The organism is Streptomyces sp. CAU 1734, from assembly GCF_039888735.1.
Taxonomy (GTDB): domain Bacteria; phylum Actinomycetota; class Actinomycetes; order Streptomycetales; family Streptomycetaceae; genus Streptomyces.
In genome coordinates, this window is record NZ_JBDQQP010000010.1 from 41,315 (window position 1) to 62,896 (window position 21,582).

A 21,582-nucleotide genomic window follows, 5' to 3' on the forward strand; every position below is an offset into this window, starting at 1 on the left:
GGCCGCCCGGTGTCAGACGCTCTGATGGGCGGCGGGCGCCCCGGCTCCGCTCGCCGTACCGCCGTCCCCGGCGCCGTCTTCCGCACCACTGTCGCGGGACCGGCGGCGGGCGGCCACGAGCAGCGGCAGGCGTTCCACCGCGATGGCGACGGACGCGGCGACCGGGAAGACCTTGGCGAGCCCCTTGGCGTGCAGCAGCCGCAGAAATCTCCGGTGCGGCGCGGCGATGGCGAGCGCCCCGCCCGCCGCCAGGGTCCGCTTCAATCCGCCGATCAGGACGCCCAGCCCCGTGCTGTCGGTGAGATCCGCCTCGCCCATGTCGACGACCAGCACGATGTGCTGGAGCGCGATGAGGTCCGTGAGCACATTCCGCAGGGCCGGAGCGGAGTGGACATCGACCTCGCCGACGACCTTCACCACGGTCATCGCCTCGGAGACATGCTCGTAGGTGATGATCAATTCGTCGCCCCGGGTCTTGATCGGTTCCATCAGTCCTCCCGCGTGGAGCGCTCCGGCCCGCCAGATTACGTCAGTCACGCCGCGCTCGGTGCCGGGCCAACGCCCTTGGCAGGCGGATGAGTTGACCCGGTATGCGCTGCGGGCGCCGTCCGCCGTCCGCCGGAAAGGGCAGCGGCAGTACGAGAAAGCCGTGGTCACACTGGCGAGGGGGGGGCCGCCCCGCCGAGCGGAGGCATCGGCATCGGATCCCGCCGTGCGGCGGGGCTCTCGTCAGGACCACGCTCGCGGCGGCTCGCCGTGTTCCAGGTGGACGGTCAGGCCATCCGCGCGGGCCCGGATGCCGGCGGTGACGCGGCGCACGAGGCGGGGGATGGTGAGCTCCGGCAACCGTTCGGCGTGATGGAAGCCGTGGCTGCGGAGCTCGCCGGCGTTCAGGAGGTCTTGCCCCGGGGGGCTCGCCTCAGTGGTTCTCGCGCATCCGTGAGGCTGGGCCACCCGTCCTGAGGTGTGCTGTCGGATCGAGCTCGGGCTGTCTCAGGCCGAACCGGCCGAGCGAGCCGGGATGACGCAGCCTCAGGTGTCCCGGATGGAGGGCGGCGACACCGTGCCCACTCTCCCGCTGCTGCGACGCCTGGCCAAGGCCCTGGACGGCACCCTGAACCCGGCCATCGACGAGGGTGACTCCCGTGTCACCTTCACTCCGCACGGAGCCTGAAAATGAGCCCGCCCGGTCCGTCGAGGGAATCGTTGACCCGAGCCGGCGCGCGTCGTGGATGCCTTGACGTGGGTCCGGCCTGCCCTGGCGTCGTGCTGCACGCACGAGACCCTTCTGCCCGATGGGCAGAAGGGTCTCTGAACTGCTGTTCTGCTGTGCCCCCGGCAGGATTCGAACCTGCGACACCCGCTTTGGGAGATTTCGCTGATCAAGGCCATGACCTGCGGAAACGCTGCCATGGCCGCGTTTGGCCCGGCGAAACGTGTCTCGGAGGCTCTTGCCCGTTCCCAGGGTTTCCCGGCCTCATGTGTGCTGAATCCGTTCTGGGCTGACCACGGGAGTGGGCTGCTTCTTCCCATTGGTCACGGGTGCGTGCCATGGCCGGCGGCTTGCGTTATGCAATTGAAGGTATATGTCGTTGATGGTATGACGGAGTGGGAGATCGAGATCGAATCCGAGGTGCAGGATTGGCTGGAGTTACTTCCCTTCCGCCTCTACCGGCGAGTGGAGGACAAGACGGACCGTCTCTTGGACGAGCCGACCACGCTTGGCGAGCCGTACTCGCGTCACCTGGGCGGCAAGCTCCGTGAGCTGCGGTTCGAGCCGGACGGCGAGGCCGTGCGCATCCCCTATTGGCTCGCCCCCGGGCAGCGGATCGTTCTGTTGACGGTGTTCCGCAAGACGAGAATGCGTGAGGCGGTGGAAGTCGAGCGCGCGCATCAGGCCCAGAAGGTCTGCGAGGCCGAGCACGGCCCTGCTGAGCACACCTACGATCGCCGCAAGGAGAGTTGATGAATCACAGCACGTGGAGAACGCGCCGGACCCGGCAGCTTGCGGGTGAGGCGGTTGAGTACGACCAGGAGTACGTCGACGCGCGGCTGGCCGGCGATCTCGGGCAGGCGGTCTACGACCGTCGGGTCGAGCTCGGGCTCTCTCAGGCCGAGCTGGCCGAGCGGGCCGGGATGACGCAGCCTCAGGTGTCCCGGATGGAGGGCGGCGACACCGTGCCCACTCTCCCGCTGCTGCGACGCCTGGCCAAGGCCCTGGACGGCACCCTGAACCTGGCCATCGACGAGGGTGACTCCCGCGTCACCTTCACTCCACACGCCGCCTGAAAACGGGCCGGCCCGGTTCGTCGAGGACACAGCCGGCCTGGGGCGGTGTGCGTCGTCGATGCCCTTGAGACGTGGGTCCGATCCGTCCTGCGTGTCGGACCATATACGCGAGAGGCCCCTTGCGTCCGATGGACGGAAGGAGCCTCTCGCCGGTTGTTTCTCTGTGCCCCCGGCAGGATTCGAACCTGCGACACCCGCTTTAGGAGAGCGGTGCTCTATCCCCTGAGCTACGAAGGCGAGCCGTCCGGAAACCGGATCGGAACCCTGATCGGATCCTATCCCGTCCCGGCGTGGTCCGGGCTGCCCCTCGGGGCAGCCCGGGAACCAGCGTAGCGGATCCGTGCGGACGCATCGCCGGCTCGGGGACCGGGCGCGGGCGGGGAAGGGCGGGGTGGCTAGAGGATCGGTGCCTGAGGGCCGTTCGGGGAGGTGTGGCGGCCGTCCACGACGGACTGGGCGATCGCGGAGACCTCGTCCTGTTCGAGCCTGCGGTAGCCGTCCTCGGTGACCAGGGCGACCAGGGGGAAGAGCCGGCGGGTCATGTCCGGGCCGCCGGTGGCCGAGTCGTCGTCCGCCGCGTCGTAGAGGGCCTGGACGGCGGTGGTGACGATCTCGCGCTCGGTCATGTTCTCCCGGTAGAGCTTCTTCAGGGAGCCGCGCGCGTAGATGGAGCCCGATCCGGTGGAGGCGAAGCCGAGTTCCTCGGTCCGGCCGCCGGTCACGTCGTACGAGAAGATCCGGCCGAGGCCCTTGTCCACGTCGTAGCCGGCGAAGAGCGGTACCACCGCGAGGCCCTGCATGGCCATGGCGAGGTTGCCGCGCACCATGGTGGTGAGCCGGTTCGCCTTGCCGTCCAGGGAGAGGGCGGTTCCCTCGATTTTCTCGTAGTGCTCCAGTTCGAGCTGGAAGAGGCGGACCAGCTCGACGGCGAGTCCGGCGGTGCCGGCGATGGCGATCGCCGAGTGCTCGTCGGCCGGGAAGACCTTCTCGTACTCCCGGTGGGCGATCACATTGCCCATCGTGACGCGGCGGTCGCCCGCCATCAGCACGCCGTCCGCGTAGGTCGCCGCGACGATCGTGGTGCCGTGAGGGGCCTCGAATTTCCCCTCCACCGAGGGGAGATTCCGGTTGGACGGGAGCAGGTCGGGGGCCTGTGCCGACAGGAAGTCCAGGAAGGAGGAGGTTTCGGGCGCCGTAAAGGCGGGCGGCAGGCCGCCCGTGGCACGCAGATTGGTGGTCATGCACGTTCCTTCCTGAGACGCATGCGTGGTCTGCGGCGGTATCCGCGACGAGTGCCGGGACACGCCCCGCTTGCCGCACAGTACCCCGCGTGAACGGCGTGTATGCCATGAGCGGACGCACCGGCGCCCCCGCCGTCCCCGCTGTCCCGGGTGCGGGCGGCCCCGCGGACGGCCGGAAAGGGGCGCCGCCGGCGTCGGTGGTACGGGCCGGTCAACTCCGGATCCGGCATGGGTCCGTGGAGTGCCCCGGCGGGTTCCGGCCGGAAGCGGGCGGGGGTGCCGGACCAGCCTTGACGGTCCCCAGGGGCGCGCATAGCGTCGCCATCCGGAGCCGGGCGGAGCCGGGCGGGAGTCCGGCGGGAGTCGGACGGAACCATCCGCGGTCGGCGACGGAACCATCCGCGGTCGGCGGGAGCCGGCGGGTTCGCCGGGAGACAGGGAAAGAGGGGCCGCAGTGCCGCAGCGCGAGGAGACGACCGGCCGCGGCGGCGGGAGGGCCGAACGGACCCCGGAGGAGTACGGCGGGCGGGCGGCGCGCACCCCGGGAGGACGCGGCGGGCGGGCGGGCCGCAGCCCCGAGGAGCTGCTCACCGCCCCCGGCGCCCCCTTCGCCGTCGTGCGCGGCGAGGACGGCGGGCTGATCTACGCCGACGGCCCCCGCACGCTCCGGGAGATCGCCGAGACCACCTGGGCCCACGGCGACCGGCTCTTCCTCGTGGGGGAGTCCGCCTCCTACACCTACCGCGAGTTCATCGCCGCCGCGTCCGCGCTCGCCCGCCGCTTCGCCGGGGAGTACGGGCTCCGCCCCGGCGACCGCGCCGCCATCGCCATGCGGAACCACCCCGAGTGGCAGATCGCCTTCTGGGGCGCCCAGCTCGCCGGGCTCGTCACCGTGCCGCTCAACGCCTGGTGGACCGGGCAGGAGCTGGCGTACGCGCTCGACGACTGCACCCCGGTCCTGCTCCTGGTGGACGGGGAACGGCTGCCGCGGGTCGACGGCTGGGCCCGCCGGACCGGGGCGCGGGTCATCGTCTTCCACGAGGAGAGCGGCGCGGACACCGCGGCTCCGCACATCGAGCGGTACGCGGACTTCGCGCCGCCCGACCCGCGCGGCGCGCCGCCCGCCGTCGACATCCGGGCCGAGGACGACGCCACCGTCATCTACACCTCCGGCACCACGGGGCGGCCCAGGGGCGCCGTCGCCACCCAGCTCGCGCTGGCCGGGGCCGCCCTGCATCCGCGCTTCCACGCCGCCGCCGCGGCGCTGGCCCGCGGGGACCTGCCGGGGCGGGGGCCGGCCCCCGTCATGCTGATGACCTTCCCCTTCTTTCATGTGGCGGCGTTCACCGCGCTGTCCACGGTGATGGGGCTCGGCGGCACCGCGGTCCTGATGCGCGCGTGGGACCCCGAGCGCGCCCTCGCCCTCATCGCCGAGCACCGGGTCACCCATTACGCGGGGGTGCCCACCACCGCGCTCCAGCTGCTCGAAGCCGCCGAACGCGCCGGTGACCCACTCCCCACCCTCGTCAACCTCGCCACCGGCGGGGCCCCCGCGCCGCCCGGAATCGTGGCCGGGCTCACCGCCCGGCACGGGCGGGTCGAGCCCCGCAACGGCTATGGCCTCACCGAGACCGGCGGCGGCGTCCTCGCCTGCTTCGGAGCCGAGTGCCGTGCCGCTCCCGGGAGTGTGGGCAGGCCCGCGCCGGCCGTCGAGACGCGGATCGCCGGTCCGGACGGCGCCGCCGTGCCGCCCGGCGGCACCGGTGAGCTGTGGCTGCGCGGACAGTCCCTGATGCGCGGCTACTGGCGCGACGAACGCGCGACCGCGGAGGCGTTCCGGGACGGCTGGTTCCGCACCGGCGATCTGGCGACCGTCTCGGACGACGGGCTGATCACGATTGTCGACCGGCTCAAGGACATGGTGATCCGCGGCGGCGAGAACGTCCACTGTGTGGAGGTCGAGGCCGTCCTGCACGGGCATCCGGACGTCGCGGACGCCGCCGTGCTCGGCGTTCCCCACCCCGTGCTCGGCGAGGAGGTCGCCGCCGTCGTCCAGCTCCGGCCCGGTGCGACCGCGACCGAGGCGGCGCTGCGGGAGTACGCGGGCGGGCGGCTCGCCGCCTTCAAGGTTCCCGCCCGGCTGGTTCTCGGCCCGGTGCCGCGCGGTCCGGCGGGGAAGATCCTCAAGCGCGAGCTGCGCCGGGACGTCTTCGGCACCCGGTGAGGGCGGTCAGCGGCGCTTCACCCGCACCTTGTGGACGCCGCGCTCCTCACCCGTCACCGTGATCTCGATGCCGTTTGCGCGGTCGGTGAAGGACTGGCCGGGCTGGTAGGGGGCGTCCGACAGCTCCGCGTGGACATTGGGCCGCCGGGTGCAGCCGCCGCTGTCGCGTTCGCTGTCCGCGACGGTCACCGGGCCGTGGCCGGTGTCGACATCGCCGTGCACCCGGTAGATGAGCACGCCGGGCCGGCAGATCGCGTCGTCGTTGCCCCCTCGGGTGCGCACCTCGACCGCGTATCCGGAATCCGCCGTCAGCGGCACGATCACCATCTTCGAGCCGCCCGCCCGCGCGAGCGGGGTCAGTGTGTGCTCGGTGGTGCCGCGGCCGGCCGCGCAGGCGATCTGGGTGCTGTCCAGCCAGCCCAGCTTCCACTTGTGCCAGCCGAGGAGGTCGTTGTTGGCGCCCCAGTCCTCGGACATGATGTCCCAGTGGCCGACCGCGCCGCCGCCCTCGGCGGTGTAGAGGTCGGGCAGCCCGAAGACATGGCCGTTCTCGTGCGGCAGGACCCGGAAGCCGGTCTCGGCGTATGAACCGGAGCCGTCGTCCTGGCGGCTGTAGACGAAGGACGCGTTCGCCAGCGGCACCCCGTCCGCCATGGGCGCGTCCGCGTTCCCGGAGAAGGTCACGGAGAGCACGGTGTCCAGCGCCGAGGGCCCGGCGTTCGGGGTGACGAGCACATTGACCAGGTCGTAGCCGCTGAAGTCCACCCGGGGGTCGGCGACCGCGACCAGGTCCTGGACGAGCTTGCGGTAGCCGGGCTCGTACGGTGAGCCGCGGTCGATTCCGTACTCCGCGAACGGCAGCGGCATCCGCAGCCAGTCGGTGACGGGGGCGTGCGGCTCATAGCGCAGCCGCCCGTACGAGCTGGTCCGGAACCAGTCCGAGGTCTGCGGGAAGAACTCCGCGAGCCGCTCCCGGGCCGTTCCCTCGCCCTCCGCGTCGGGGAAGTCGATCATCAGATTGAGGGCGCGGATCGTGCCGGTGGAGGGGGAGTAGCCGGGCGGGGTCGGCATTCCCTCGGACATCTGGATGCCGAGGGCGGGCGGGAAGCGGCACGGCCCGATCCCCCGTTCGCCGTTCGCGGCGACCGGTCCCGCCGAGGCCCGGGACGGTGCGGGGAGGCCGGCGCCGGCCGTGGTCAGGGCGGCGAGGGCGAGTGCCGTGAGGGCCGCGGCGGCGCCGAGCCGGGCGGGTCCGCGCCGTCCGCCGGGAAGGGTCCGGGGTATCCGGCCGGTGCGGCGTATCCGCCGGCGTATGTACCGCATGCAGCCGCCCTCGGGTCCGCGGCAGCAGGCCGGGCCCTGGCTGCGCTCTGTTCGCTCCAGCCTGTGCCGGGTGGCGGCGGGACGCGCGCGGGGTGGGCCGTTCGTGGGATCCGGCGGCGGTTCGGGCGGCGGGGGCCGGGTTCTCCGGCGGTTTTCCGGTAGAGGGATCCGAGTCCGGGGGCGGGTGACGCGGGTCACAGAAGGATCGGGAAATAAGCGGGGACCGAATCCCCGTTTGGACTTTTGTCTCCGCGAAACGGGGATCCAGTCCCCGTTTGGGGGCGGGCCCCGGTGGGGGTGGCGAAGGAGAGGGAGTGGAGCCGTGAGTCCGGAGAACGGGACCGGCGCATGCCACGCCGGCATGGCGCCGCCGGCGCCCGGCGCGCGCCGGGCGTCCGCGCAGGCGTCCGTTCAGGTGTCCGCGCCCTCGGCGCGGGCGATGGATCCCTCGGCCCCCCGGGCGGACCGGAAACGCGGCGAGGGGGACGGCGATCCCTGCGGCCGGACCGGCGGGGAGCACGGCCCGGCGCCGTGCGGGCCCGGCGACCGCGCCGTACCGCATCCGCCGCGCCCGCGCGCCGACGCCCTGCGGAACCGGGAGCGGATCGTGGCCGCCGCACGCGAGATGATCGTGGAGTACGGGGCCGGCGTCCCGCTCGACGAGATCGCGCGCCGCGCCGGCGTCGGGAACGCCACGCTCTACCGCCACTTCGCCGACCGGGCCGTACTGACCCGCGCGGTGGTGCTCTCCGTCATCTCCCGCACCGCCGAACGGGCCGGGGAGGCGGCCGGCGAGGCCGACCCCTTCGACGCCGTGCGGCGCTTTCTCCACGCGGCGGCCGATGAGGGCATCGGCGCCCTGTGCACCATGCTCTCCGACTCGTTCGACCACGATCACCCCGATCTGTGGGCCGAGCGGGACCGGCTCGAAGCCGCCGTCAACGGCCTGATCGAGCGGGCCCAGTCGGCGGGCCGGATGCGCACCGATGTGGCCGTCGGCGATCTGATGGTCGCCCTCTCCCAGCTCTCCCGGCCGCTGCCGGGCACCGGATGCCTGGACATCGGCCAGTTCGTCCACCGCCACATCCAGCTGTTCGCGGACGGCCTGGAGGCTCCCGCCCGTTCCCGGCTGCCCGGACGGGCGGCGACCCTGGAGGATCTCCGCAGCCCATGAACCACTGGAACAGCAGCGGCACCGAACCGTGAGCGGGCCCGGCCGGCATCCGTGACGACGAGCCCCCGGCCGGGTCCCGGACCCGGCACGGGACGACCGTGACCGCCCCGGCCGCGACGACGCGTCTCCCGCCGGCGCCCTGCCCGCCGCCGCGCCGACGACGGCGCCGAACCGGCGCCACACCCCAGACTTCTGTCCGTTTTGATTAATTCGTACTCCTAGGTGGCCACACCCATGCCGAAAACACCCGATACAGCCCTCGCCGATCCCCAGCGGGCTCTCGCCGATCCCAAGCGCTGGAAAGCCCTGGTCTTCATCGCCCTGGCCCAGCTGATGGTGGTGCTCGACGCGACGATCGTGAACATCGCGCTCCCCACCGCCCAGCAGGACCTCGGCATATCCGACGGAAACCGGCAGTGGGTCATCACCGCCTATGCCCTGGCCTTCGGTGGACTGCTCCTCTTCGGCGGCCGGATCGCCGACCTCTGGGGCCGCAAGCGCACCTTCATCGTCGGACTCGCCGGCTTCGCCGTCGCCTCCGCCCTCGGCGGCGCGGCCACCGGTGAGGCGATGATGCTCGGTTCCCGCGCCCTTCAGGGTGTCTTCGGCGCCCTGCTCGCGCCGGCCGCGCTCTCCCTGCTCGCGGTGATGTTCACCGATGCCAAGGAGCGCGCCAAGGCGTTCGGCATCTACGGTGCGATCGCCGGAGGCGGTGGCGCCGTCGGCCTGATCCTGGGCGGATTCCTCACCGAGTACCTCAACTGGCGCTGGACCTTCTACGTCAACATCCCCTTCGCGATCGTCGCCGCCGTCGGTGCGTACCTGGTCATCCGGGAGCCGGAGAGCGCCCGCAACCGCTCCTCGCTCGACGTTCCCGGCGTGATCCTCTCCACCCTCGGACTGGTGGCGCTGGTGTACGGCTTCACCCGCGCCGAGCACGCGGGCTGGAGCGACGGTCTGACGGTGGGCATGTTCATCGCCTCCGCCGTGCTGCTGGCGGCCTTCGTCGTCACGGAGTCCAAGGTCAAGGCCCCGCTGCTGCCGCTGCGCGTGCTCACCGAGCGCAACCGCGCCGGTGTCTATCTCTCGCTCGGCCTCGCCGTGATCGGGATGTTCGGCCTCTTCCTCTTCCTGACCTTCTACCTTCAGGTCGTGCGGGAGTACTCGCCGGTCATGACCGGTTTCGCCTTCATGCCGATGATCGTCGGCATGATCGTGGGCTCGACCCAGATCGGCACCCGGCTGATGACCCGCGTTCCGCCGCGGCTGCTGATGACCCCGGGCTTCCTGCTCGCGGCCGTGGGCATGCTGATGCTGACGCAGCTGGATCTGAACACCTCGTACGCCGGTCTGATCATGCCCGCGCAGCTGCTGCTGGGCCTCGGCATGGGTACGGCGTTCATGCCCGCGATGTCCCTCGCCACGCACGGTGTGAACCCGGCCGACTCCGGTGTCGCCTCCGCGATGGTCAACACCTCGCAGCAGGTGGGCGGCGCGATCGGCACGGCGCTGCTGAACACCATCGCGGCCTCGGCCACGACCTCGTATGTCGCCGCCCGCGCGGCGACCGCCGGTGACGCGAAGGTGCTGGCGCTGGAGGGCATGGTGCACGGTTTCACCTCGGCGATCTGGTGGGCCGTCGGCATTCTGGTGATCGCCGCGGCCATCGCCTTCACCTTCATCAACACCGGACGCCCGGACATGAGCGGGGGCACGGGCGCGGGAGAGGACGCGGAGGACGAGGTCAGGATCCCCGTCGTCGCGCACTGACCCCCGGGCGGTGTGACCCCCGGGCGGTGTGACCCCCGGGCGGTGTGGCACCCGCGCACCGACACGCCGAGAGGCCCTTCCCGGATCCGTCCGGGAAGGGCCTCTCGTGCCGTGCGGGGCTTCTCGTGCCGGCCGTCGTGCCGTGCGGGCGGGGGCCTCCGGGGCTTCCGGTGCTTCCGGTGCCGGCTGTACGGGGCGCCGCTCGTGCCCCGCACGGCCGGGTGTCACCGCAGCCAGGGCAGATCGGCGCCGGAGTCCTGCGGCTGAAGGCCCTCGGCCATGACGCCCATGATCTCCCCGAGCTGTTTCACCTGATCCGGGGTGAGCCGGTCGAAGAGTGCCCGGCGGACGGTCTCCACGTGCCCGGGCGCCGCTTCCCGCAGTACCTCGAAGCCGGCGTCCGTCAGCACCGCGTTCTGCCCGCGCTTGTCGGAGGGGCAGTCCTCCCGGCGGATCCAGCCGCGCTTCTCCAGCCGGGCCACGGCATGGGAGAGCCGGGAACGGGTGATCTTGGCGTCGATCGCCAGCTCGGTCATCCGCTTGCGGCGGCGGGGCGCCTGGGAGAGCTGGACCAGCAGCCCGTAGTAGATGTGCGGCATCCCCGCGTCGCGCTGCAACTGGCGGTCGAGATGGTCGTCCAGAAGCATGGTGGCGTGCAGATACGAGCGCCAGACGTGCTGTTCGTCATCGGTGAGCCAGCGCGGGGCGCCCTTGTCCTCGCCGCCCTCGCCGGGGGGTGCCGTCTTCATGCCACCACTCTACGACTTGTTCTTGAAAGTTGAACTATATGGGCTTATTCTGCAGTGAAGCTTGAAAGTTCAAGTTCATGATTGGAGTGTCCGCCATGACGGCCGCCCACACCGCGCATCCGGTTCCGGTTCCGGCCTCGATTCCGGCTCCCGGTGCCGTACCCGCACCCGCTCCGGAACGGATGCCCGCCCTCTATCTCTCGCACGGCGCCCCGCCCCTGGCCGACGACCCGCTCTGGCCGGGACAGCTCGCCGCTTGGTCGGCCGCGCTGCCGCGCCCCGGAGCGATCCTCATGGTCTCCGCCCACTGGGAGGAGGCCCCGCTGGCCCTCGCCGCCACCCGCACGGTGCCGCTCGTGTACGACTTCTGGGGGTTCCCCGAGCGGTACTACGCCGTCCGGTACGAGGCCCCCGGCGCACCCGGGCTCGCCGACTCCGTACGGAAACTGCTGCGCGGCGCCGGAACACCCGTCCAGGACATCCCGGACCGGGGTCTCGACCACGGCGCGTACGTGCCCCTGGTGGAGATGTATCCCGGCGCGGACATCCCCGTACTCCAGATCTCGCTGCCCACCCTCGACCCGGTGCGGCTGATGGAGATCGGGCGCAAGCTGGCCCCGCTGCGCGACGAAGGGGTGCTGATCGCCGGCAGCGGCTTCTTCACCCACAATCTCGCGGCGCTCCGCCACGACGGGATCCCCGGGTGGTCGGTGGAGTTCGACGACTGGGGGCAGCGGGCGCTGGCGGCGGCCGATGTGGACGCGCTGCTCGACTTCGAGAACAAGTCCCCCGCGGGCCGGCTGGCCCATCCCCGTACCGAACACTTCGCCCCTCTCTTCGTCACACTGGGAGCATCCCAGGGCGACCTTGAAAGCGGGCGGAGCGTCATCGACGGCTTCTGGATGGGGCTGGCGAAACGCTCGGTCCAGTTCGGATAGCCCCGCGCCCTCAACCCTGGAGGAAGGGGGCGTTCAGCTCGATCGACCGCACGGCGGCGGCCAGGGCCCGCGCGTCGCCGACATCGAGCGCGGTGTCCGTGAACTTGATCGTGTGATCGTCACCGTGCGCCGCGGCCCGCTCGAAGACCTCCTCCGGGGTGGGAACGGCCGCCTCCGGGGCGTACGGCCGCCCCTCGGCCGGGGTGTACGCGGCGGTGACGGCCGCACTCGCCGCCCACGCCGCCGACAGACTCGCCGCCCACAGCTCGCGGGGGAGCGCGGGCAGGGTGCGCAGCACCGCGTTGGGCGCCGTCGCCGCATGCACCAGCATCACCGGCTCGCCGTGACCGTGCGTCGCGTAACGGTGCACGGACGCGGTGACCAGCTCGCGCAGCAGCGCATGCGCCTCGTCCGGCCCGATGTCCCGCGTACCGGCGCCGCCCGGCCAGGCCGGGAAGGCGATGAGCTGACCGAGCCGGTGCCCGATCCCGGCGGACTGATCGGGCACCGCCGGTACGGCCGCCAGCGCCCCGGCCGCGCTCCGGACCGGAGCGAGGGCGCGCACGGGCGGCAGCGGCTGGTGCCGGGCCGCCCAGTAGCCGAGCGCATGGGCCAGCTCCCTGACCCTCGGCGCGGTCTCCTCGCCGGTCAGCAGGGTCCGCACGGCGTGGCCCACCCGGATCACCGGATGGGTGGCCCCGCCCGCGATGCCGGGGAGCAGCCGGGGCCACCACTCGGCCAGCACCGCGCGCCAGGGGCGCTCCGCCGTCTCCCGCTCGAAGTGAACCGCCCAGTCGGCGATCCTGCGCGGGTCGCCCAGGGCCGCGAACCAGTTCTCCGGGGTGATCGGGGTGTGGACCTCCGGCATCTCCTCCAGCCGCTCGCTGTAGCGGTCGAGCCAGCGGTGCACGGTGTCAGCCCGGCCGTGCCGCACCAGCGCCTCCACGGCCATCGGCCCGTGATTGCTCAGCCAGCCGACGAACTCGGGTCCGCGCACATGCAGCCGATCGAGCGCCTCGTCGAGGGTTCCGGTGCGGTCGCCGGCCGCCCCTGCTCCGGGGGCCGCGGGGGGTTGTACGGGGTTGGTCTCCATGGCCCCGGACTCTAGGCAGCGGCCGGGCGGCACCGTAACGGGCGGAGGTCCTACATCCGGCGCCCGAGCTCCTTCTCGTACCAGGTGACATCCCAGTACCGGCCGAACTTCCGCCCCACCTCGCGGTAGGTGCCGACCGGGCGGAAACCGAACCAGGCGTGGAGCCGGGCCGACGCCTCGTTCGGCCCGGCGATCCCGGCGTAGGCGCGGTGCACGTCCTCACCCTCCAGCGCGGCGAAGAGCGCCCGGTATAGGAGAGAGCCGATGCCCCGGCCCGCCGCCTCGGGGGCGCAGTAGACGCTCACCTCGACCGAGGTGTCGTACGCGGCTTTGGGACGGAGAGGACTACTCGTCGCGTAACCGAGCACACTTCCCCACGGGCGCTCGCCCGGCGCACCGCCGCCGGGCTCCGGCGCGCCCCGGTCCGGCCGGATGCCCGGCCCGTGGTCCGGCCCGTTGTCCGTGCCGGGCCGGCTGTCCGTGCCGGGCCGGTTCGGCCGTACTTCAGCGGGATTCGGCAGACTGCCGGAATCGGAGCCGGCGCCGGTTCCGGGGGCCCCGGTGTCCCGAGCAACCAGAAGGCGGTGCGGGCCGTCTTCAGGGTGGGAACGCAACCACGGGAGACGCTCCCGGGGAGTGAAAACAGTGGTGTCGAAGGTGATGGGTGTCTCACGGATGTAGTGGTTGTACAGCGCTGTCAGCGCCACCAGATCAGCCTCCGTGCCCGGCTTGACCTGCACATCTGTTCGTTCCTGCGGTATGTGCTCACTCATGATGGCGGCACAGGGTACTGCAAGATCGCAAAAATCGAAGCGCCTCATGGGAATTCTGTCCGGATTCCAGTCGTTGTTTCCATCGGATGCAGGGCACCCGAAAAGGTGTCGCGACCTACTCAGCAAGGGAGCTCGCATGGCAACCCGTGCCGTCGCCCGTCGCCAGTCCGAGACCAAGGGGACCACCGACCGGGCACGCAGCGTTCGCGCAGTGGGCGGGGAGATCGCCGACCGCGACCTGGTCGGCATGTACCTCGACGAGATCGCACGTACGCCGCTGCTCGACGCGGCCAAGGAAGTCGAACTGTCGCAGACGATCGAAGCGGGCGTGTTCGCCCGGCAGATCATCAGCGGCGAAGTGGAGAGCGGAGCCGGCGGAGCCACGCGCGAGGAGCTCGACGCGCTGGTGGCCGAGGGCGAGCGCGCCAAGGACATATTCATCCGGTCCAATCTGCGGCTGGTCGTGGCGGTCGCCCGGCGCTACCCGCGCAGCGGGCTGCCCCTGCTCGACCTGATCCAGGAGGGGAACGCCGGCCTGGTCCGCGCGGTCGAGAAATTCGACTACGCGAAGGGCTTCAAGTTCTCCACCTACGCCACCTGGTGGATCCGCCAGGCGATCACCCGCTCCATCGCCGACCAGTCCCGCACCATCCGGCTCCCCGTCCACCTGGTGGAGGAGCTGGGCCGGATCCGCAGGGTCCAGCGCGAGTTCAACCGCGAGAAGGGCCGCGAGCCCGAGCCGGCCGAGATCGCGTCGGAGCTCGGCTCCACCCCCGAGCGGGTCATCGACGTCCTGGACTGGGCGCGCGACCCGGTCAGCTTGAACATGCCGGTGGACGACGCCGGTGAGACCCAGTTCGGCGATCTGCTGGAGGACACCTCGGCCGTGTCCCCCGAGCAGTCGGTGCTGACGCTGCTGCGCAGCGAGGGCCTGGAGGATCTGATCGGCAAGCTCGATCAGCGCACCGCGTCGATCATCAGGATGCGGTACGGGATCATGGACGGGCGGGAGCGCACCCTGACCGAGGTCGGCAAGGAACACGGCCTGACCAGGGAACGCATCCGCCAGATCGAGAAGCACGCACTGGTGGAACTGAAGAAGATGGCCAGGGACACGGGATTCGACGCGGCCGCGTGATGCCGCCGCCCGGCGCCCCCCTCCCCGAGAACCGGACCCCGAAGCCCTCCCCCCGGCTTCGGGGTCCTTCCCTGTCCGGGGCCTGTTCCTGCCCGGCCTGTTCCCGTTCGGGGCCGTTCCTGTCCGGCCCGTTCCTGTCCGGGGCCTGCCCGGACTGTTCCTGCCCGGGCCGCCGGGTGTCCGCCCTCACGGCTCCGTTCCCGTCTCTCTGCTCGTCTCTCTTCCCGTCTCTGTTCCCGGTTCTCGCTACGGTGCCGTCCCCGCCGGCGAGCCCTCCGGCCGGTCCCCGCGGGCCGAACGGGTCAGCCGCGCCCCCAGCTCGTCCAGATGAACGACCAGCCGCTCCGGCGCCGCGACGGTGAACTCGCACCTCACCAGCGCCAGCCGCAGCGCCAGCCACTCCATCGTGTCCGACGACCGGCCCCGCAGCCGACAGCTCCCCTCACCGGTCGGCACCGGCTTCCCCAGCGCGGCGGGCAGCCGCACCGCCACGAAATCCGCCGGAGCCTCGAAGGCGATGTCCACCTCGTACTCCTCCCGCGGCGAGCGCGTATGGCCCAGCAGCCGCGCCGCATCACCGTCCGGCAGCTCCCTCGGCACGAACCGCGCACCGGTGGCGAACGGATCGGAGACCCGGTCGACCCGGAAGGTGCGCCAGTCCTCCCGGGCCATGTCGTACGCCACCAGATACCAGCGGCTCCCCGTCGACACCAGCCGGTACGGCTCCACCAGCCGCTTCGTCTCCGCCCCGTCCCGCGCCCGATAACCGAACCGCAGCCGCTCCTGGCCACTGGCCGCGCTCGCTATCGCCGTCAGGGTGCGGGGATCGATGGTGGCGCCGTCGCCCCGGGTCAGCGGCACCGTCGCGGCCTGGAGAGCGGTCACCCGGTGCCGCAGCCGGGACGGCAGCACCTGTTCGAGCTTGGCCAGCGCCCGTACGGACGCCTCCTCGATGCCCTCGATCGCATGGCCCGCGCCCGCGCGCAGCCCCACGGCTATCGCCACGGCCTCCTCGTCGTCCAGCAGCAGCGGCGGCATCGCGGCGCCCGCGACCAGCCGGTATCCGCCGACGGCACCCTTCGACGCCTCGACCGGATATCCCAGGTCCCGCAGCCGCTCGATGTCACGGCGGATGGTGCGAGGGCTCACCTCCAGGCGCTGGGCCAGCTCGCTGCCCGGCCATTCGCGCGGAGTCTGGAGCAGGGAGAGCAGATTCAACAGTCGTGCCGGAGTGTCCGTCATGGGCCCAGGATGCCGGTCAATGAGGACATCTTCTGGCCTAATGAATCTCTACGCTGAGTCCATGAGTTCACAGCCCGCCGTATCCAACCCGTCAGGAAAAGGCCCCCGCGCCGCCGGAGCCATAGCCGAAGCCGGAGCCGGAGCAGAGCCCGGGGTCCAGTTCGAGTCCGGGGCCGAGTCCGCGGTTCGGTCCGGGGCCGGGTCCGATTCCGGGGCCGCAGCGCAGAACCGGAAGGACGGCGCGGACGGCGCGGGCGCGGACCGCCGCCGCTGGATCGCCCTCGCCGTGGTGATGACCGCCGCCTTCATGGACCTGGTCGATGTCACCATCGTCAATATCGCCATCCCCAGCATGGAACGCGATCTCGGCGCCTCCTTCGGCGCCATCCAGTGGATCACCGCGGGCTACGCACTCGCCTTCGCCGCCGGACTGATCACCGGCGGCCGGCTCGGCGACATCTACGGCCGCAAGCGCCTCTTCCTCCTCGGCATCACCGGCTTCACCCTCGCCTCCGCGCTCTGCGGCTTCGCCGTGAACGCGGAGATGCTGGTCGCCTCCCGGCTCCTCCAGGGCGCCATGGCCGCCCTGATGGTGCCTCAGGTGCTGGCGATCATCCACACCACCTTCCCCGCACACGAACGCGGCAAGGTCTTCGGCCTCTTCGGCGCCATCGTCGGACTCGGCGCCGTCTCCGGGCCGCTGCTCGGCGCCCTGCTCACCCAGTGGAATCTCTTCGGCCTCGAATGGCGGCCGATCTTCCTCATCAATCTGCCCGTGGGCATCGCCGGACTGCTGCTGGGCCGGAAGTTCATCATCGAGTCCAGGGCCCCGCAGGCCCTCCGGCTCGACCTGGCCGGCGTCGTACTGGTCACCTCCGCGCTGCTGATGCTGATCTACCCGCTGACACGCGGCCGTGAGCTGGGCTGGCCGCTCTGGGGTCATCTCTGCATGGCCGGCAGTCTGGTGGTCTTCGCCGTCTTCGTGGCCTACGAGCGGTACAAGACCCGCAAGGACGGCTCCCCGCTGGTCGAGCTCACCCTCTTCCGGATCAAGAGCTTCGCCGCCGGTATCGCCGTACAGCTCACCTTCGGTCTGTTGATGGGCGTCTTCTTCCTGGTCTGGACCCTGTACATGCAGGTCGGCCTCGGCTGGAGTCCGCTGCGGGCGGGACTGACCGGTGTTCCGTTCTCCATCGCGGTGTCCGTCGCCGCCGGGATCTCCGTACAGAAACTGGTCCCGCTGTTCGGCCGCAAGGTGCTCCAGGCCGGTGCGCTGACGATGGCCTCGGGGGTGCTGCTCTACATCTGGGAGGCCGGACGGTACGGCACCGGGATAACCACCTGGCAGATGCTGCTGCCGCTGGTACTGATGGGGCTCGGCATGGGCCTGATCGTGGCGCCGCTGACGGACGCGGTTCTCTCCGAGGTCCCCCGCGAACACGCGGGTTCGGCGTCCGGGCTGATCAGCACGGTGCAGCAGATGGGCACCGCGCTCGGTCTCGGCCTCGTCTCGGTGGTCTTCTTCCGTACGATCGACGGTTCACTCGGCGGCTCGGGCGAGGGCCCGGCACTCGGTTCGCACGGCGAAGGCGCCGCGGGAGCCACGGGCGGTGTGCCGGAAGCGGTCGGAAAGGCGTTCGTGGACGCCTTCCAGAACTCCCTGTGGTGGGTCGTCGCGATCCTCGCGGTGATCTTCCTGGTGATGTTCGCCCTGCCCGCCCGCCCCAAGCAGCATCTGGAGGGCGCACCGGCGGACGACGAACCCGGCACCCCCCAGCCGGAGCGGGAGCCCGCGCTGACCCCGTGAGAGCGGCCGTGCGGCGATGAACGCGTCGCGCGGCGGCGGAGGCCCCGAACGGGATCAACACCCGTCCGGGGCCTCTTCCGTGTCCGGACCTTCTCTGCTCCCGGACTCTCTCCGCGCCGGGGTGCGGAACGGCCGCCGGCCGCCTGCCGCCGGCTGTCAGCGGACCCGGGCGCGCAGCTCCATCGCCTCGCGGGCGGCCTGTTCGGCGGTGTAGACCTCGCACATGTGACGGCCGTCCGGAGTGGCGGTGTGCTCCACCTCCCAGAGGGAGACCTCGGCGCCGTCGAGCAGCAGAAAGGCATGCTCGTACAGCGTGAAACCGGCGTCCTTGCCCGCCACCCGGCACTGACGTGCGAGCACCTGGGTGATGTGGTGCGCGAACGCGCTCCGCAGCGTGACGGCGATCTCCTCGCCCGGCCGGTCCGTGTTCTCCGCGCGGCGCAGCACCCGGCGGGCGTGGTCGGCGGAATTGTCCGGGACATACATCCGGGGGAGTGCGGCCGGGGGCGCCGCCAGCAGACTGGCGAGCAGTTCGAAATCGGCGTCGAGATCCGAGCCCGCGATGAAGCGCGCGGCCCCCTCGTCGGTCCCGGCGCCGGAGCCACCGGCGCCGGAACCGGCGAGGGGACCGAGACTGCGGTGGGCACCCGGAAGGAACGCCGAGCCGCCCTGCTCGCCCGCCTCGGCGAACCCGGGGAACCCGGCGGGCAGCCGGGATGCCGCGAGCCGCACCTCCGCCTCGTCGGTGTACAGCTCGTGCTGTTCGGTGCCGCCCCGGCCGGAGCTGTGCACCAGCTCCCACAGGACCAGCGAACTCCCGTCGCTCAGCAGATACGCATGCCGGTACGTCGCCCGGTGCAGCGAACCGCTGTGGTGCGAGGAGTGCAGAGAACTCGCATGCGCCAGCGCCGAGCCGAGTCGGTCGACCGTGGCGTCGGGCAGATCGAAGGAGTTGAGCGCACGACCCAGGAGTCGCTCAAGATGCGCCTCGGTTGTCTCATAGGGATCGTTCAAGGTCGGTCTCCAGGCCGTCGCCGCAAGTAACACGCTGATTGCTAAAAGTAGCTCCTCGGCCTGACGGGGCGTCCAGTCGTTGCGAAAAACGAAGAAACTCTTTGTGAAGTTCCCCGCCCCACATCACTCGGTATACCGCTCAATTCATTTGATGTCGTACAGCTCCCGGTAAGCGGGGAAAACCCCACCTGGTCCGGTCACCCCGACGGCCCCCAGAACCGCCCGCACAATCGCCTCGGTCACCATGTCCGCGCCCGCTGCCAGCACTTCGTTGAGCGCGAACGGATTCCCGGGCGCGAGCGGCACCGTACCCGTGGCGAGTGCGAAGACCGTGTCCCCGTCATTGAGGAGATGGACCGGCCGGATGGCGCGCGCGATGCCGTCGTGCGCCGTACCCGCGAGCTTCTGCGCCTGTGCGCGAGTGAGAACGGCGTCGGTCGCCACCACGGCGAGCGTGGTGTTCAGCGGCGGCGGCCCGCCCGCCGCCACGGCCTCCGCGACCCGGCGCAGCGCCGCCGCATGCGCGCCCGGCGCCGGGTACTCCACCGGGCCCGTGAGATACCGCCCGTACAGCACACCCGTCAGCGGATCCACCGCCGAACCCGCCGCATTGGCCACCACCAGCGCGCCGACCGTGGCCCCCGACTCCGGAAGAACCGTACTGGCGGTGCCGATTCCCCCCTTCAGCCCGCCCACCACGGCGCCCGTGCCCGCGCCGACCCCGCCGGTCCGCACCGGCGCACCGGAGTCCGTCCGTGCCGCGTCCTCGACGGCGGCCCGGCCCGTCGACGCGTCCGGCCGCGCCCTCCAGTCGCCGCCGCGCCCCAGATCGAAGACACAGGCGGCGGGGACCACCGGCACCACCTGCCCGGGGCCGCCGACCCGGACCCCCCGCCCCCGCTCCTCCAGCCAGGCCATCACCCCGGCCGCCGCCTCCAGCCCGTAGGCGCTTCCACCGGTCAGTACGACGGCCTCGATCCGCTGGACCAGATTGCGCGGGTCGAGCGCGTCGGTCTCCCGGGTCCCGGGCCCGCCGCCCCGGACGTCGACCGCCGCGACCGCCCCGCCCTCGGGCGCGAGGACGACCGTGGTGCCGCTCAGCGCGCCCGGCCCGTCCACTCGCGCATGCCCGACCCGTAGCCCGGCGACATCCGTCAGCCCGCCGGTTCCGTGCCCGCCGGTTCCGTGCACGCGGTTCGGGCCGTGTCCGACGTCCGGGCCGTGCTTGCTGTCCGGGCCGTCCGGGCTGTCCCGGTTGTGTGTGCCGCCTGTGCCACCCGGCCTGTCTGTTCCGTTGGCGCCGGTCGCGTCCTCGCTCATGCCGTCCATCCCCTCTGGCTACCCGATCACGGCCCCCGCCCCCTCCCCTCCCCCCGCCCCTCCCCGTCGGTTCACTTACCCCGGCCGCCCCGCCCCGCCTGGCCCCCGCCCCCGCCCCCCTCCCCATCCCGCCTCCTCCCCATCTCTCCGTCCCGCCACCGGCCCGTGGGGCGCGGGGGCCGGCTCACGGTGGTGATCGCGCGGCGGAGGGCGCCATCGTGTGCCATCGGCTCAGGTGCCGGGGGCGAGGGCGGGCGGTGCGGCATGGTGGGTGAGCGCCACCCCGGCCGCGACGGCGGCGGCCGAGACCAGCCCGGCGATCAGTACCGCCCACTCGCCCGCGAAGGTCGAGCAGAGCACCCCCAGGGCCGCCACCGGCAGCAGAAGCTGCTGAGCCCTGCCGTGACCGAAGTGCCGGGCGTGCAGCAGCCAGACGGTCAGCAGAAAGACCGCCGACGGCACGGTGACGGCCGCGCTCGCCGCCGCCTCCGAAAGGTGCGCCTTGCCGACCGCATGCTCGACCGCCACCTCCATCCCGGCACCGATCGCCGCCGCCGAGCCGAAGATCAGCACATGGCCGTATCCCCAGGGGACCGCCTGCCGATTGGAGATCAGGCGTTCGTGTGCCGGTACGGCGAAGTAGATCCACCACGCCGAGAAGATGATCAGGAGTCCGCCGCCCGCGATGGGCAGCAACTCGCCCACGGCATCGTGTTCGTCCAGGGCCGACTGCACGGCGACGGTGCTCGCCGCCATCGTCTCGCCCAGCACGATCAGGGTGAACAGCCCGTACCGCTCCACGATGTGATGGGCGTGCCAGGGGGTCCGCCGGCGTCGTTCCGCGAGCAGCGGCACCAGTAGTTCCGCCGCGATGCCCGCCAGGAACAGCCAGTGCCGGGCATCCTTCGGGGCGAGCAGCAGCACCACCCACGCGAGCTGGCAGAGGGCGATCCCGACGGCATAGGTCAGCGCGGTCCGCCGGGCCGCGCCCTGTTCCGCCGCCGCCGCGCGCAGCCACTGGGTCATCAGGGCGAGCCGCATGATCAGATAGCCGATGACCGCGATCGTCCAGTCGTTCGCGCTGAACGCGCGGGGCACTCCCGCCGCGTAGACCAGGACTCCGGCGATCTGTACCAGGGTCGCGATCCGGTAGGGCACGTCGTCGCAGTCGTACGCCGAGGCGAACCAGGTGAAATTCATCCAGGCCCACCACACCCCGAAGAACACCAGGGCGTAGCCGAAGACGCCGGAGACGGGGTGTCCCCCGGCCAGGGAGTGGACCAGCTGTGCCCCCGCCTGGGCCACGGCGACCACGAAGCACAGATCGAAGAAGAGCTCCAGCGGTGTGGCCGCCCGGTGCGCCTCGTCCGTCTTCCGGGGCACCATCCGCCGCAGCGGCGTATAGCCGAGCGCCTCCGGGGACGAGCCGTCGCCGCTGTTCCCGCTCGCGTCGTCCCCGCCGGCGCGGTCCGCTCTCATACGCCCAG

18 protein-coding genes, 1 tRNA gene and 1 pseudogene are annotated in these 21,582 nt (G+C 71.8%); 9 read left to right on the plus strand and 11 right to left on the minus strand.

What is annotated here, in order from left to right; translation table 11 throughout:
- Nucleotides 1-12: 12 nt before the first annotated feature.
- Nucleotides 13-537 carry an anti-sigma factor antagonist gene (locus AAFN69_RS20060; RefSeq protein WP_347729970.1) on the minus strand — a complete coding sequence of 175 codons (525 nt, stop codon included), beginning with the start codon at nucleotides 535-537 and terminating at the stop codon, nucleotides 13-15.
- 436 nt (nucleotides 538-973) lie between these two features.
- Here AAFN69_RS20060 and AAFN69_RS20065 point away from each other — a divergent pair.
- The 3 genes and pseudogenes from AAFN69_RS20065 to AAFN69_RS20075 all read left to right on the plus strand — a co-directional run.
- Nucleotides 974-1,174, plus strand: a pseudogene (locus AAFN69_RS20065) (helix-turn-helix transcriptional regulator); the annotation flags it as partial.
- 426 nt (nucleotides 1,175-1,600) lie between these two features.
- On the plus strand, nucleotides 1,601-1,966 hold the full coding sequence (locus AAFN69_RS20070; protein WP_347729971.1) for a type II toxin-antitoxin system RelE/ParE family toxin: 366 nt from the start codon (nucleotides 1,601-1,603) through the stop codon (nucleotides 1,964-1,966).
- Nucleotides 1,966-2,289 carry a helix-turn-helix transcriptional regulator gene (locus AAFN69_RS20075; RefSeq protein ID WP_347729972.1) on the plus strand — a complete coding sequence of 108 codons (324 nt, stop codon included), beginning with the start codon at nucleotides 1,966-1,968 and terminating at the stop codon, nucleotides 2,287-2,289. Before AAFN69_RS20070 ends, AAFN69_RS20075 begins: the two co-directional genes overlap by 1 nt.
- A gap of 164 nt (nucleotides 2,290-2,453) precedes the next feature.
- Here AAFN69_RS20075 and AAFN69_RS20080 read toward each other — a convergent pair.
- Together AAFN69_RS20080 and prcB are read right to left on the minus strand one after the other, a co-directional pair.
- A tRNA-Arg gene (locus tag AAFN69_RS20080) sits at nucleotides 2,454-2,526 on the minus strand.
- A gap of 158 nt (nucleotides 2,527-2,684) precedes the next feature.
- On the minus strand, nucleotides 2,685-3,530 hold the full coding sequence (gene prcB / locus AAFN69_RS20085) for a proteasome subunit beta (protein ID WP_347729973.1): 846 nt from the start codon (nucleotides 3,528-3,530) through the stop codon (nucleotides 2,685-2,687).
- A gap of 583 nt (nucleotides 3,531-4,113) precedes the next feature.
- Here prcB and AAFN69_RS20090 point away from each other — a divergent pair.
- On the plus strand, nucleotides 4,114-5,754 hold the full coding sequence (locus tag AAFN69_RS20090; RefSeq protein WP_347730247.1) for a class I adenylate-forming enzyme family protein: 1,641 nt from the start codon (nucleotides 4,114-4,116) through the stop codon (nucleotides 5,752-5,754).
- 6 nt (nucleotides 5,755-5,760) lie between these two features.
- Here the strand turns inward: AAFN69_RS20090 and AAFN69_RS20095 are convergent, their stop codons facing one another.
- The gene (locus AAFN69_RS20095) at nucleotides 5,761-7,077 is read right to left on the minus strand and encodes a M6 family metalloprotease domain-containing protein (RefSeq protein WP_347729974.1); all 1,317 of its coding nucleotides are present in this window, start codon (nucleotides 7,075-7,077) and stop codon (nucleotides 5,761-5,763) included.
- Nucleotides 7,078-7,663: 586 nt separating this feature from the next.
- On the opposite strand from AAFN69_RS20095, the gene AAFN69_RS20100 reads away from it, so the two are divergent.
- Nucleotides 7,664-8,251: a helix-turn-helix domain-containing protein gene (locus AAFN69_RS20100; protein ID WP_347730248.1), complete on the plus strand. Its 588-nt coding sequence runs from the start codon at nucleotides 7,664-7,666 to the stop codon at nucleotides 8,249-8,251.
- A gap of 234 nt (nucleotides 8,252-8,485) precedes the next feature.
- Nucleotides 8,486-10,021: an MFS transporter gene (locus tag AAFN69_RS20105; protein WP_347729975.1), complete on the plus strand. Its 1,536-nt coding sequence runs from the start codon at nucleotides 8,486-8,488 to the stop codon at nucleotides 10,019-10,021.
- A gap of 224 nt (nucleotides 10,022-10,245) precedes the next feature.
- Here the strand turns inward: AAFN69_RS20105 and AAFN69_RS20110 are convergent, their stop codons facing one another.
- Nucleotides 10,246-10,770, minus strand: coding sequence for a MarR family transcriptional regulator (locus AAFN69_RS20110; protein WP_347729976.1), 525 nt, complete (start codon nucleotides 10,768-10,770; stop codon nucleotides 10,246-10,248).
- 182 nt (nucleotides 10,771-10,952) lie between these two features.
- Here AAFN69_RS20110 and AAFN69_RS20115 point away from each other — a divergent pair, with 182 nt between their 5' ends.
- Nucleotides 10,953-11,708, plus strand: coding sequence for a class III extradiol ring-cleavage dioxygenase (locus AAFN69_RS20115; protein ID WP_347730249.1), 756 nt, complete (start codon nucleotides 10,953-10,955; stop codon nucleotides 11,706-11,708).
- Between the two features lie 10 nt (nucleotides 11,709-11,718).
- Here AAFN69_RS20115 and AAFN69_RS20120 read toward each other — a convergent pair whose 3' ends face one another.
- Nucleotides 11,719-12,801, minus strand: coding sequence for a questin oxidase family protein (locus AAFN69_RS20120; RefSeq protein WP_347729977.1), 1,083 nt, complete (start codon nucleotides 12,799-12,801; stop codon nucleotides 11,719-11,721).
- 50 nt (nucleotides 12,802-12,851) lie between these two features.
- Nucleotides 12,852-13,574 (minus strand): GNAT family N-acetyltransferase, encoded by a 723-nt coding sequence (locus tag AAFN69_RS20125; protein ID WP_347729978.1) that lies wholly within the window; start codon nucleotides 13,572-13,574, stop codon nucleotides 12,852-12,854.
- A 136-nt stretch (nucleotides 13,575-13,710) separates the two neighbouring features.
- Between AAFN69_RS20125 and AAFN69_RS20130 the strand changes: the two genes are divergently transcribed.
- Entirely contained in the window at nucleotides 13,711-14,712 is a 1,002-nt protein-coding gene (locus AAFN69_RS20130; protein ID WP_347729979.1) for a sigma-70 family RNA polymerase sigma factor, read from the plus strand.
- A gap of 246 nt (nucleotides 14,713-14,958) precedes the next feature.
- Here AAFN69_RS20130 and AAFN69_RS20135 read toward each other — a convergent pair whose 3' ends face one another.
- Nucleotides 14,959-15,954 carry a YafY family protein gene (locus AAFN69_RS20135; RefSeq protein ID WP_347729980.1) on the minus strand — a complete coding sequence of 332 codons (996 nt, stop codon included), beginning with the start codon at nucleotides 15,952-15,954 and terminating at the stop codon, nucleotides 14,959-14,961.
- 292 nt (nucleotides 15,955-16,246) lie between these two features.
- On the opposite strand from AAFN69_RS20135, the gene AAFN69_RS20140 reads away from it, so the two are divergent.
- Nucleotides 16,247-17,761 (plus strand): MFS transporter, encoded by a 1,515-nt coding sequence (locus tag AAFN69_RS20140; protein ID WP_347730250.1) that lies wholly within the window; start codon nucleotides 16,247-16,249, stop codon nucleotides 17,759-17,761.
- A gap of 156 nt (nucleotides 17,762-17,917) precedes the next feature.
- Here the strand turns inward: AAFN69_RS20140 and AAFN69_RS20145 are convergent, their stop codons facing one another.
- The 3 genes from AAFN69_RS20145 to AAFN69_RS20155 form a co-directional block, all read right to left on the minus strand.
- The gene (locus AAFN69_RS20145) at nucleotides 17,918-18,775 is read right to left on the minus strand and encodes a DUF6227 family protein (protein ID WP_347729981.1); all 858 of its coding nucleotides are present in this window, start codon (nucleotides 18,773-18,775) and stop codon (nucleotides 17,918-17,920) included.
- Between the two features lie 144 nt (nucleotides 18,776-18,919).
- Nucleotides 18,920-20,095, minus strand: a complete 1,176-nt coding sequence (locus AAFN69_RS20150; RefSeq protein WP_347729982.1) for a P1 family peptidase — start codon at nucleotides 20,093-20,095, stop codon at nucleotides 18,920-18,922.
- Between the two features lie 231 nt (nucleotides 20,096-20,326).
- Nucleotides 20,327-21,481 carry a low temperature requirement protein A gene (locus tag AAFN69_RS20155; RefSeq protein WP_347730251.1) on the minus strand — a complete coding sequence of 385 codons (1,155 nt, stop codon included), beginning with the start codon at nucleotides 21,479-21,481 and terminating at the stop codon, nucleotides 20,327-20,329.
- Between the last annotated feature and the right edge of the window lie 101 nt (nucleotides 21,482-21,582).

What these genes read in the sequence shown, in the direction of transcription:
- AAFN69_RS20070 (WP_347729971.1), top strand. Translation starts at nt 1,601, where the DNA reads ATGACGGAGTGGGAGATCGAGATCGAATCCGAGGTGCAGGATTGGCTG.
- AAFN69_RS20115 (WP_347730249.1), top strand. Translation starts at nt 10,953, where the DNA reads ATGCCCGCCCTCTATCTCTCGCACGGCGCCCCGCCCCTGGCCGACGAC.
- AAFN69_RS20140 (WP_347730250.1), top strand. Translation starts at nt 16,247, where the DNA reads ATGACCGCCGCCTTCATGGACCTGGTCGATGTCACCATCGTCAATATC.
- AAFN69_RS20075 (WP_347729972.1), top strand. Translation starts at nt 1,966, where the DNA reads ATGAATCACAGCACGTGGAGAACGCGCCGGACCCGGCAGCTTGCGGGT.
- prcB (WP_347729973.1), bottom strand. Translation starts at nt 3,530, where the DNA reads ATGACCACCAATCTGCGTGCCACGGGCGGCCTGCCGCCCGCCTTTACG.
- AAFN69_RS20095 (WP_347729974.1), bottom strand. Translation starts at nt 7,077, where the DNA reads ATGCGGTACATACGCCGGCGGATACGCCGCACCGGCCGGATACCCCGG.
- AAFN69_RS20130 (WP_347729979.1), top strand. Translation starts at nt 13,711, where the DNA reads ATGGCAACCCGTGCCGTCGCCCGTCGCCAGTCCGAGACCAAGGGGACC.
- AAFN69_RS20155 (WP_347730251.1), bottom strand. Translation starts at nt 21,481, where the DNA reads ATGGTGCCCCGGAAGACGGACGAGGCGCACCGGGCGGCCACACCGCTG.
- AAFN69_RS20125 (WP_347729978.1), bottom strand. Translation starts at nt 13,574, where the DNA reads ATGAGTGAGCACATACCGCAGGAACGAACAGATGTGCAGGTCAAGCCG.
- AAFN69_RS20110 (WP_347729976.1), bottom strand. Translation starts at nt 10,770, where the DNA reads ATGAAGACGGCACCCCCCGGCGAGGGCGGCGAGGACAAGGGCGCCCCG.
- AAFN69_RS20135 (WP_347729980.1), bottom strand. Translation starts at nt 15,954, where the DNA reads ATGACGGACACTCCGGCACGACTGTTGAATCTGCTCTCCCTGCTCCAG.
- AAFN69_RS20105 (WP_347729975.1), top strand. Translation starts at nt 8,486, where the DNA reads ATGCCGAAAACACCCGATACAGCCCTCGCCGATCCCCAGCGGGCTCTC.
- AAFN69_RS20150 (WP_347729982.1), bottom strand. Translation starts at nt 20,095, where the DNA reads ATGAGCGAGGACGCGACCGGCGCCAACGGAACAGACAGGCCGGGTGGC.
- AAFN69_RS20120 (WP_347729977.1), bottom strand. Translation starts at nt 12,801, where the DNA reads ATGGAGACCAACCCCGTACAACCCCCCGCGGCCCCCGGAGCAGGGGCG.